The sequence below is a fragment of the Bacillus sp. EB106-04-04-XG123 genome (assembly GCF_058791855.1).
Map to the genome: position 1 here is coordinate 391,792 of NZ_JBYTDZ010000001.1, position 11,693 is coordinate 403,484.

Genomic DNA, 11,693 nt, shown 5'->3' on the forward strand with positions numbered 1-11,693 from the left:
TTCTTTAGTTCACATTTGTTATATTTTTTTTCGAAATCGAGACAAGTGCCTGCTCAGCCGCCATGGATAGTGCTTGCATGACAGCTGGCGCCTTTTTACGTTTTTTCAATGTTTTCTTCATCATGTGATGCTCGTCTAGCACAGCCCCTACATGCTTGCCTTCATATGAAGGAACTTCTTTAAATTTAGATAAGATCGACACTCCGCCAAGCACATGACATTTTTGAATGATATACGATTCATCCACAATGATGAGCGCAATGGCCCCAGGGCCAACTTTGCGCCGTTCCATTCCTGAAAATAAGTGATAGCCCTGTTTCCCTCTGTAGTCATCAATTAGTGAGTCCATGCTTTTGCGGTAATACTTGATCTGAATAAAAGATAATCCATACTGCACAATGAGAATGATACAAAGTACGATTGCTAATTTTTCCATAGCTTCACGTCCTTATGATTGAAATAAGTGATCTTGTAATGAACGCAGCTTCCAAACGGTTGTGTTTGAATCAAGCTCTACATCATCATGAGTGAGGAACTGTCCTAATTTGATGTCTTTTTTTGCTACGACTTTTCCGCTGATTAAGCCAATTGGAATATGACCGTTCGATTTCATGTCTTGATGCGTTTCAAGTACACCTCTTACGGAGTATCCGCCAATTCCGTCAAGTGATTCTCCTGCTTGAATATCTCTTTTCGCTACAGCAACTGTTTCTGACACTGGTACACCAATCGGGTGGATCGATGAGTCATGCTGTAAGACCGCTTTGGCGATGGTAACAGGTGTTTCAAGACTCGCTAAGTGGAAAGGACGGTAAAGCGTGTAGTGAGGACCTTTTCCAACTTTTAAGTAACGAAGCTCTTCATCTACTGGCTCAAGATCACTCTTGACGATAACGAATACGCCTGGTGCTAGCCCATTTACATATTCAACGACTCCGAAGTTATCGAGCACGCCGCCTTGTTGTTTTTGATTCAATTTATCTGCTACATTCTCTAAATTTGCTTCGACTCCATGCATACCGACTTTATCTGGCAAAAGCCCTGTCGCGTTACTTAATAAGTTCATTTCTGCCATTGTTTTTGTTCCGTCTTGGAAGGCAGCGAGCATATGTGCACTCATATGTTTACTATCTGCTTCTGCTTTACACGTATCTGGATTTGCTTCTGGGAAGAATGGGTTGTTCTTGCCTTTCCCAGCAACGAGCACCTCAAGTCCCATTGTTTTCGCAAATTCATATAATTCTAGTGTTGCTGCCGGTTCGTCACCAGCTGATCCAGAGTAAACAAGTCCTGCATTTGTGAATAATTTATGCATCACCAAACCGATGGTAATATCAACTTCTACATTTAAAAGAACGAGATGTTTTTTTGAATTAAGCGCTTCCAAAGAAATGTTTGCTCCGACCTCTGGAACACCTGTTGCATCTACGACTACTTCCACAAAATCTGATTGAATCACTTCTCTATAATCATTTGTGACGACCATTTGATGCGGCTTCGCATGCTGCTTGTAAAAATTCGCTGCCTTCTCTGCTGCACTAAGGTGAATATCACAAACACCTGCTACAATCATGCCTGGAATTTTAGAAATTTGTGAAATGAGTCCAAAGCCCATTTGGCCTGCCCCAATAATTCCTACTTTGATTGGATCTCCACTGCGTTCTCGAGCTAACAATTGTTGATAGATTGACATAAAAATCATCCTTTCAGGTTTTCTTGCTTCTCGGGTAGATTGCTAGAAAAATAATCTGAAACTTTTAACAAATGTTATAAAAATTAACAAAAATCTGTTTCTTGTAACATTTGTTATTTTATTTATCATTTGTTATGAACTTAGTTTATATGATGTGTCAACTTTGTGTCAAGCTAAAATCGATAAAATTTTCAATCTTTTTGAGTCTAAAGACTCAAAAAAACTACCTAATATGATTAGGTAGTTACTTTAACAAGGCATCTCCTGTTCGTTCATCCGTAATTAATACATGAATTAATCCACCTTCTAATGCTGCCCTGATCGCTTCAATTTTCTCTTCGCCTCCAGCGACACCAATGACTAGCGGGATTTCCTTCAGCTTTTGCGGGCTTATGCCCATTACCCGGTCGTTCCACGGGTGGGGATACACTTCCCCTTGATGATCAATAAAGTTATAGCAAATGTCACCCGCCACATCCTTCGCTTGAAGAATATCCTCCTCACCGCTTGTCATATAAGATTTCACCATCGTTGAATGCTGCGGAACCCCGCCAATTCCGACAACCGCAATATTTGATGATTCTCCTAGTTTAATCACTTTTTTGATTGATGGCTGCCGGATTAGTACGTCCTTCGCTTCTTTCGTATCAAGCATAACAGGCACATGTAAAAACTCACATTTAGATTTGAGTGCTTCTGTGCACCTTGCAATAATATAGTTGGCGTGGATATCAACATCTTCGTTTCCCACACCCCCGACAAGCGGAACAAATGTCACGGATGGAAAGTGCTGAACTGACGTAAGCGCTTTCGCCATTTCATGCAAAGTGGTTCCTGAGGAAAAACCGATAACTTGTCCATCCTTTATTACTTTTAACAAAAAGCCTGCCGCTGCAGCGCCGATTCGGCTTTTGGTTGTTTCTTGGCTGAGCGTTTCCACACAGACGACTTCTCGCAGCCCATATTTCCGCTCTATTTTTCTTTCTAATGATCCATATTGTTGATTCACTTCATCATGAATAATGATTTCCACGATTCCTGCTTCACGTGCTTTTGCCAAATATTTCGATATGAGCGAACGGCTAACCCCAACAGCTTCTGCTATTTTAGATTGAGTGGCGCCTTCTTCATAATACATATGCGCAACCTTTATGAGCAGCCTTCTTTCATCATGGAATGTCATAATAACCCTTCTTTCCGCTTAAGTGTTCCCTAACAAATGATATCTAAAATAACATTTGTTAAAAACAGATTAAATGAAAAAAATAACAGAGTCAATACTAGAGACGTGCTCTCTCACAAGAATGAAAAAAGCCGCACATGAAGCGGCGGCTTTAAAAGATATTTTTATTCATTTGTTTGATGGCTGCTTTTTCAAGTCTTGAGACTTGTGCTTGAGAAATCCCGATCTCTTCAGCGACTTCCATTTGCGTTTTTCCCTGGAAGAAACGTTTGCGGAGAATCATTTTTTCCCGATCATTCAATCGGCGCATTCCCTCTTTTAAGGCTAATTCCTCTACCCATTGTGTGTCTTTGTTCCGATCATCACTAATTTGATCCATCACATAAATCGGATCTCCTCCGTCATTATAAATCGGTTCAAACAAAGAAACAGGATCTTGAATCGCATCTAGGGCAAAGACAATTTCCTCATGAGGCACTTCCAGCACTTTGGCAATGTCTTCTGCCGTTGGCTCCTTGCTTGTCTCACTAATCAGCCTCTCACGGACCTGAAGCGCTTTATAGGCAATATCTCTTAGTGAACGAGACACCCGAATCGGGTTATTATCACGCAAGTATCGACGGATTTCTCCTATGATCATAGGGACCGCATAAGTTGAAAATCTGACATTGTGGCTTAAATCAAAATTATCAATTGATTTCATTAATCCGATACAGCCTACTTGGAAGAGATCATCCACATACTCGCCTCTGTTGTTAAAACGCTGAATCACACTTAAAACCAACCGCAAATTGCCATTGACTAGCTTTTCTCTTGCTGTATCGTCACCTTCATCTTGCAGCTGTCTGAACAATTTTCTCATCTCTTCGTTTTTCAGAACAGGCAGTTTGGAGGTGTCGACTCCGCAGATTTCCACTTTATTTCTGGACACTTTTTTCCCTCCCTACAGGAGCTGTTGTACAAAGTTCAGTATCTCCTTGGGATGGAAAAATATGCACGAGTGATGATGAGAATCATGAGAAAAGAAGTTGATTCCTTTGGCAGCAAAGGAACAGAGCTTTCAAAAAAATTTTTTTAGACCATTTTGTTAAATTCTTTTTGTAATCGTTTAATAATTCTTTTTTCAAGCCTTGAAATATACGACTGAGAAATTCCTAGCATGTCAGCGACATCTTTTTGGGTTTTTTCTTCACCGCCGACCAAACCGAACCTGAGCTCCATGATCTGCTTTTCGCGGTCATTTAATTGCTCCAGCGCTTTTTTCAAAAGTTTTTTATCTACATTTGCTTCGATATCCCGCGTGATAATATCATCATCTGTTCCAAGGACGTCTGATAAAAGCAGTTCATTTCCGTCCCAATCAATGTTGAGCGGCTCATCAAACGACACTTCTGAACGAATTTTATTATTCCGGCGCAAATACATCAAAATCTCATTTTCAATACATCTCGAAGCATATGTCGCGAGCTTGATCTTTTTTTCTGGGTTAAATGTATTGACTGCCTTAATCAGGCCAATGGTTCCAATACTAATTAAATCCTCAATATTAATCCCTGTGTTTTCAAATTTTCTTGCGATGTAGACCACCAACCGCAAATTTCTTTCGATCAGGATGGCCCTTGCTGTTTGATCACCTTTTGGTAATTTGACAAGCAGTTCCTGCTCTTCATCCTTTGATAATGGCGGCGGCAGCGCCTCACTACCACCAATATAATAAATCTCATCACTCTTTAGACCTAGCTTCATGAGGAGTTTATACCAGTAGTAAGTGAGTTTAAATTTTAATTTTTTCATCTTCTTCTCCCTTCTAAATGTCAAGTTGACCTCGTAAGATAAAAGACATCACCAAAACTTAAGACACCCCTTGGATGATTTTTCCGTCTAACATATCTGGATGAATGATGGATTGAAATTCCTGATCTGCTGATAAACCGCTTAGACTCATGCCTACAAAACACTTGGCTGGCTGGATCATATGTGTTTTTGAATAAATGATGACCGTATCTGGTTTTAAGCATAGAAGAAACCCGTGATCATGACCGACCGCTCGATATGGAACAAGTCTTAAACGATCAAGAAGCGGAAATCGATCATCGAGCTTTTGCATCACTTCAACAGGATGAGACTGCTTCATAAGCTCTATAAAAGGCTCTCCGCAAATGGACATGAGCTGATCGGCCTGAACAATCATCACAGGTGTTTTCGTCATAGGATCATACAGTTGATTGCCAGAATCGACGAGTCCCTTTAGCCGGATGGTCTCTCCGTGAATGTGTATCTCCACAAGTACTTGTTCATCAAACTGTCTTTTTTTCGCACCGACCTCTCCTAATCTTTTCTTTGAAAAGAGCCAAATCGCAGGAAAGCCAGTTAAAACGAAAAGCCAGCTAATGGGATCACCAAATCCATCATTTTGTGAAATCAGCAGCCCGTTTTGAATAACAGTATTGGTTTGTAAAAACGAATGAACCCCGATCATGCCTCCTCCCATCAAAAATGTGACAAAGTAAAATGCAAACAGGTTTTGAAAAAAGGAACGAAATCTTTGAAATCCAAAAGTTGCAAGCACGATCAAGACAGAAAAAAGCAGTTTGCCTAGAGGGTGTGACACAAACATTGCAAATGGTGTAAAGAGCAAGAGAACAATGCTCGATCCAATCAGAGCTCCTAACATATATCGCCTTTTTTTTACTTGTCGTTTGAGAATAAATGCAGTGAGTAAGAGAAGCAATAGATCAAAACAAAAGTTTAACAGCCAAATCACATCTAAATAAATGACCACCTTCTGCTCCTTTCATCTGAAACAAAGAATCAAAAGCAGTACTTGCACTTGTTTGTACCAGTATAAAACAGCCATGAGATGGAAGTCTGTCAATTCTTGTTGGGGATGATAGAGAACTTTTGGTGGATTGTTATTGTTTTTGTCGAGGAATGAGAGCGCAAAGCAAGAGAGTGTTCTCCCGGACAAGCCTTCAAACAATTGTTCGAAACGAAAAAGACACGCTCCTAGGAGTCGTGCCTTTTTTAAGGATTATTTTTCATTGATATTTAATGTGCCTGGAGCCTTTTGTCGTGTGACATTTCCATAATCATCCCGCACAATCACTTCAATGACTGCACCTTTTGCTTTGGCAGTAGAGGTAGCTGTCCAGTAGCCTTCATATGTTCCGTTAGCTACCTCGCGAAGCGGCAGCTCTGTTGTATTTTGCAGCTTTGATCTAGCGTTTGTCAGCGGCATATGAATGACAAACGTTGCGTCTAGCTTTTCTCTGCTGTGAAATGAAATTTTAACTGACTCACCTGATGATAGATTGACATTCTCTGCGGGTGTCAGCTTTGAAATCTCAGGTGCTTCGTATTGAACATCGATATCGATTTTTTTAGTCGTTTTGTTTCCTGCTGCATCTTTCGCTGTTACTTTGATCGTATTTTTCCCGTTTTCAAGCAGTATTCTTGCAGAATATTTCCCATCTTTTATTCCTGCCTTTTTTCCATTCACAGTGACTTGATCAAGATGATCATCCGTTACCTTTCCTTCTACAGTGAGAGATTCTTTGTTAGACTTTTCCCCTTTTTTCGGTGTATCTATCGTTAACGCTGGGGCTGTTTGATCAATGATCACCTTTACTGATTTGGATTTTTTCGTCGCGCCTTTATCCGTAACAGTAGCGGCCGTGAATACATGCTCTCCGCTTGACACTGTGACCTTCTCTTTGAAAACACCTGACTGGTCTGCTTTTACTTTGGCAATCTCTTCATCATTTTGATAGATCGCTACATCAAGCCCTGGAGAGGCCTTTCCTTCAATCTCCAGTTCATCTTTGTTCGTGATCGTTCCTGCTTTTGGAGACGTTATTTCTGGTACATCTGCTTCATATTGGACAAGCGCACGAATCATATAATTTCCCTCTTCTTTTGGAGAAGGAGAAAAGGCACCGCTTGTCAGCTGCCAGCTTCTTTCAGCATTTGGTCCATCTTCATCTGTTGCAAGGCCTGGAGATTCCGTATTCTTTTTCGTTTGAATATAGACAAGGTAGAAATCTCCCTCCACCGTAATGGCTTGATCTTCTAAATCTACTTTTGTCCATTCACCATTGCGCAGCGCATTCGCTTTGAAAGGTCCAGCGACTTTCTCACCTGGAGCGCCGTCCTTCCCGGATGCATCATACACTTCAACCGCAAATTCATTCCCGCCAGGGGCTGGCCACTCTGTTGTCCAGAAACGGAAAAGCCCACCTGTGACTTGCGCTTGTTTCTTCCCCTTTTCTAATGAAAATTTCACCGCCCAACCATTGCCAGGATCATAGAACGCCCGCGCATTTTCAGCTGTTCCGTCATCGTAGCCAATTTCGCCAGCAAAACCGATGAATGGTTCAAGCTTAATTGCTTTTTCAAGCGGCTTTTCTGTCACATCCGCTGTAAACGAATATCCTTTAAACCCTTTCGCAAATACTTTGACTGTATACACACCGCTCAATGCCTCTAGAGAAAACTCGCCAGATTCATCTGTTTTGACCGGCTCAATTTTCGCATCTTCTACAAGATAAACCGTGGCATCCTTGACTTTTTCACCCGTTGTTTCGTTTACAATTGTCCCGGAGATCGTTCGTTTCTCAAGTGGCTGCAAAGAGAAATTCGCTTCTGCCGTGTCATTTGAGGGAATATTGACTTTACGGGTGCGTGATTCAAATCCATATGCTTCAGCTTTCACTGTAAACTCCCCTGCACCATGAGAAAGCTGATATCTCCCTGTCGCTTCATCTGTGTACGTGGACTTGCCGCTTTCAAGAACACTGATTTCTGCCTTCATCGGAAGAGCTTTGATAGACGGAGCATCTAAGCTTTTTTCCTTTTTCATCTGGACATGTTTTTCTTTTATTTTAGCAGGCTTTGCCCTTTTCGGATCGACGGGTTTCTTATGCTGCTGTGCAGGCTTTTCTTTTTTGATGATGCCAAGTTGTTTCTTTGCCTTTTGAGGCAAGGCTTCATCTGTTATTTTCACATCATCTAAATAAAAACCGTCTTTTGTCACACTGCCATCTGTTCTGAGCTGAAAAATAACTCTCACATTTTGACCTTTGTAGGCAGATAAATCAACTTCTCCTTTTGTCCATGCACTTGTTTTGCCTGTATAGGCTGCCACCTGGACAGCATCTTCCCCCTCAGGCTGCACATGAATATGCACATAGTCATAATTTGCTTCAAGGTCATGCCAGTATTGGTATTGTAAAAAGGAGGAGCCTGACTCAGGTACAGCAATCATCGGCATGGATAAATGAGCATCTGTTTGATTTTCATAAGGACTGTCTAGGTTTGTGGCGTAGACATGATCTCCAGTAAAGGCTTGTTTCGGACCTGTGGTCGGCTTTCCCCACTGCCAAGGATCTTTTGTTCCGCCACTGAACCATCCACTAGGCCATGCCTCAAAATCTTGCGAGTAGCCAGTCGTAATGGATGTTCTAATCGGAAGCGTATACGGTTCTGATGCGGCTTCATTTTCTCCAAAATCTTTCACAATCCATCGGTACGTGACGTTTTCTCCCTCAAGTTCTGGCAGCTGGACAACATATGTCCCCTTTAAATGATTTCCATCCGTACGTTTTGCTTGCAGCGTCTCCCTTTTCCCTTGATCCACTTGATAGCTCAAGGAGACATTTGTCACAGCTACTTCATCTTCGGCTGTGATGCTTAGAGGAGTTGGCGTAGAGGCAAAAATTTCATTCGGTCCTTTATGAGAAAAAACAGGTGGTTCTGTATCTTCTCCTTCTTTTGTTACCTGTCCTTCAATCTTGCCAATTCCATCTGTTAATGCTGTGATCGCCTCTCTTGCATCAACTAATCCTGCCCCATAGCCATTGTTAGGGGATTCCGGGAATTGCTGATCTGTCAGCGGCTTTGCAGTATCAATGAGAATTTCTTCGATCTCTTCCACAGACAGATCTGACTGTACTTGGCGAAGAAGAGCCACAACAGCTGAAACATGCGGACCTGCCATCGAGGTTCCATTCCAGCCATCCTCATACCCTTTTCCAGGTATAGAAGAACGAATGTTTACCCCTGGGGCCGCAATATCTGGTTTCATGACGCCATATGGAGAGGGACCTTGCAAAGAGAAAGAACCCAATTTGTTGTTTTGATCTGTTGCACCCGTCGCAAAGGCTTCGGGATAGTTCGCAGGATTTGCAATAGATCCCTCACCGCCAGGGTTAAATAAATCCGTATTACCAGCTGAAAACTCTGGGAAGATGTCTGCTGCTCTCCAAGCATTGACCACATCTTTATACCAATCATCAAGACCAGGCCCGCCGCCCCAAGAATTATTCACTACATCTGGTGCCTTTTCTGGATGAGGGTTTCCGTTTTCATCTTTTGGGGCTAAAATCCATTCACCTGCGTCAAGCAGATCAGCATCTGATCCACCATCTTCTGAGAAAGCTTTCACCGCAATCCATTTTGCACCTGGTGCGACGCCAATTTGATTCTCTCCATTTGGCTCAGAGCCAACCATCGTTCCCGTCACATGTGTACCATGCTCTAAATCATCGTATGGCGTTTCAGAGCCTGTCGTTGCATCGTACCAATTGAATTCATGTGAAGGTTCATTCGGACGTGCAGGATCAAATCCGCGGTACTTTTCTTTTAATGCAGGATGATCCCATTCCACACCTGTATCAATACTTGCCACAACGGCACCAGTACCGTCATAGCCTAAAGCCCATGCTTCTGGGGCATGAACTTGAGAAATATTCCACTCGATTCCATCTGCTGCTTTGATTTGTTTGTTCGGCTTTGAAGTCTTCAAATCAACAGGACGATGAATTTGACGGATTTCATTTGGCAGCACTTGATCTACTTCTGGGAAGGAAGCCACCTTTTCCATGACTTCTTTCGTTCCCGTCACAGCGAGACCATTCACAATATAGTACGAATGAATATCCTTCACTTGCTTTTTCTTTTGTGCCTTTTGTAAATAAGCAAGTAGCGCTTCCTGCGTCTCTTCAGATGTTGCTCTTAGTTCTGATACAACAGCTGATCTTTTTGTGTACTGCGTTTTAGCAGCTGTTAACTTCTGTTTTTTTGCTTTTGACACAGCATCCTTCGCCACTTTTTTGACATTTGTTTGTTCCTTCATTTTGACTAAAAAGGTCAACTTGTCTTCTTGTTGAAACTGTTTCATTAATCTAGATGAGATCTTTGCTTTTGTTTTCTTGGAGGAAACAGCTTCCTCTTGATATGAGGTAGAAGTCGATTTTGCTTGAACCATCCCAAAGCTTGTCATCGTTAAAGTACCAATCACCAAAAGACTCATCAAACGATAGCCGGCGGTTTTGCGAAACTTCACTTTCAATCAAATCCCTCCTCCTCAAATGGTCAAACAGAGTGCGGGTCTCACTCCTCCCTTTCCTTTGTTCATGACAAGATTCATGGTGTTCTATTTAATGTAGTCAAATAAAGTTCATCATTTTGTCGCTTTTTGTAATAGGATTTAAAAATGATTCTTTTTACTTAATCACTCTAAGTCAAAATACATATGTTGAATGAAGTGATCCAGACACATTCAAGACTTTTTATTCAGAAGAGATACAGGTTTCTTTATATATGAGACATGAAAAAATCCCCTTCCGGGTGGAAGGGGATGAGTAATACTTGACTAGCGTTTATTACGATTGCGCAAGAACGTTGGGATATCCAGCGTATCATCGCTTGATTGTGTATTTTGTCTCGGCTGAGATGATGACTGCTGATGCTCCTCACGTTTCACTTCACGCTTTTGAGGAATGGATTGATTTTGTTTTAATCCTTGCCCTAATGGATTTCTTTGTGGCTTTGACACCTCTGGCTCTTGCTCAATAAAGCCAGTTGCGATAACCGTTACCACAATTTCATCCTTCAAGTTATCATTAATGACAGAACCGAAAATCATGTTTACATCTTCATCAGATGCAGAAGCCACAATGTCCGCTGCTTCTTGTACCTCATAAAGACTTAGGTTCGTACCACCAGTAATATTCATGATGACACCTTGTGCACCGTCAATCGCCGTTTCTAGAAGCGGTGAAGAAATAGCTTTCTTCGCAGCTTCAGCAGCACGATTTTCACCTGTTGCAACACCAATACCCATAAGAGCAGAACCTTTATTAGACATGATCGTTTTCACGTCAGCAAAGTCAAGGTTGATTAAACCTGGTGTAGCAATAAGATCTGAGATCCCTTGAACACCTTGTCGTAGTACGTTATCTGCTGCACGGAATGCTTCAAGCATTGGCGTGTTTTTATCAACAATTTCAAGCAAGCGATCGTTTGGAATCACAATTAATGTGTCAACTGCTTCTTTCATAGAAGCAATTCCTTCTACTGCTTGAAGCTGACGTTTTCTTCCTTCAAATGTGAAAGGACGAGTCACGACTCCAACTGTCAATGCACCAGAATCTTTTGCGATTTTTGCAATGACAGGTGCAGCACCCGTACCAGTTCCACCGCCCATACCAGCAGTTACAAAGACCATATCAGCACCTTTTAATACTTCTTCAATCTGTTCTTTGCTTTCTTCAGCAGCTTTTTTACCGACTTCAGGATTCGCACCTGCTCCAAGCCCTCTTGTCAGCTTAGCACCGATTTGCATTTTCGTTTCTGCTTTTGATAGATTTAACGCCTGTGCATCTGTATTGACTGCAATGAAATCGACACCTTGTACGTCATTTTCGATCATTCGGTTGACAGCGTTATTTCCGCCTCCACCTACTCCGATTACTTTAATTGATGCTAGGCCGTCTATATTTGTTTCAAACTCCAACATGCTGAATCCTCCTAATCCGT

Annotated in this window: 8 protein-coding genes; all 8 read right to left on the reverse strand. The window is 41.8% G+C overall.

From position 1 onward, the window contains the following. Positions 1-4: 4 nt before the first annotated feature. Entirely contained in the window at positions 5-436 is a 432-nt protein-coding gene (locus AC3WTB_RS01975) for a transcriptional regulator GutM (protein WP_041084924.1), read from the reverse strand. Positions 437-448: 12 nt separating this feature from the next. Continuing rightward, positions 449-1,693, reverse strand: coding sequence for an NAD(P)H-dependent oxidoreductase (locus tag AC3WTB_RS01980; protein ID WP_039178366.1), 1,245 nt, complete (start codon positions 1,691-1,693; stop codon positions 449-451). Positions 1,694-1,937: 244 nt separating this feature from the next. After that, positions 1,938-2,876 (reverse strand): sugar-binding transcriptional regulator, encoded by a 939-nt coding sequence (locus tag AC3WTB_RS01985; RefSeq protein WP_039178363.1) that lies wholly within the window; start codon positions 2,874-2,876, stop codon positions 1,938-1,940. Between the two features lie 151 nt (positions 2,877-3,027). Further along, complete coding sequence (gene sigG, locus AC3WTB_RS01990) at positions 3,028-3,807, reverse strand: RNA polymerase sporulation sigma factor SigG (RefSeq protein WP_024424250.1); 780 nt, start codon at positions 3,805-3,807, stop codon at positions 3,028-3,030. Positions 3,808-3,950: 143 nt separating this feature from the next. Beyond that, positions 3,951-4,670 carry an RNA polymerase sporulation sigma factor SigE gene (gene sigE / locus AC3WTB_RS01995; protein WP_007499746.1) on the reverse strand — a complete coding sequence of 240 codons (720 nt, stop codon included), beginning with the start codon at positions 4,668-4,670 and terminating at the stop codon, positions 3,951-3,953. A gap of 58 nt (positions 4,671-4,728) precedes the next feature. Then, positions 4,729-5,658, reverse strand: a complete 930-nt coding sequence (gene spoIIGA / locus AC3WTB_RS02000) for a sigma-E processing peptidase SpoIIGA (RefSeq protein WP_039178359.1) — start codon at positions 5,656-5,658, stop codon at positions 4,729-4,731. Positions 5,659-5,907: 249 nt separating this feature from the next. Continuing rightward, a complete protein-coding gene (locus AC3WTB_RS02005) occupies positions 5,908-10,224 on the reverse strand; it encodes a S8 family serine peptidase (RefSeq protein WP_492333244.1) in 4,317 nt (1,438 codons plus the stop codon). Between the two features lie 303 nt (positions 10,225-10,527). Continuing rightward, entirely contained in the window at positions 10,528-11,673 is a 1,146-nt protein-coding gene (gene ftsZ / locus AC3WTB_RS02010) for a cell division protein FtsZ (protein WP_024426931.1), read from the reverse strand. Between the last annotated feature and the right edge of the window lie 20 nt (positions 11,674-11,693).

Excerpts from the sequence above, each read along its gene's own strand:
- AC3WTB_RS01975 (WP_041084924.1), bottom strand. The coding sequence starts at position 436 with ATGGAAAAATTAGCAATCGTACTTTGTATCATTCTCATTGTGCAGTAT.
- AC3WTB_RS01980 (WP_039178366.1), bottom strand. The coding sequence starts at position 1,693 with ATGTCAATCTATCAACAATTGTTAGCTCGAGAACGCAGTGGAGATCCA.
- AC3WTB_RS01985 (WP_039178363.1), bottom strand. The coding sequence starts at position 2,876 with ATGACATTCCATGATGAAAGAAGGCTGCTCATAAAGGTTGCGCATATG.
- sigE (WP_007499746.1), bottom strand. The coding sequence starts at position 4,670 with ATGAAAAAATTAAAATTTAAACTCACTTACTACTGGTATAAACTCCTC.
- ftsZ (WP_024426931.1), bottom strand. The coding sequence starts at position 11,673 with ATGTTGGAGTTTGAAACAAATATAGACGGCCTAGCATCAATTAAAGTA.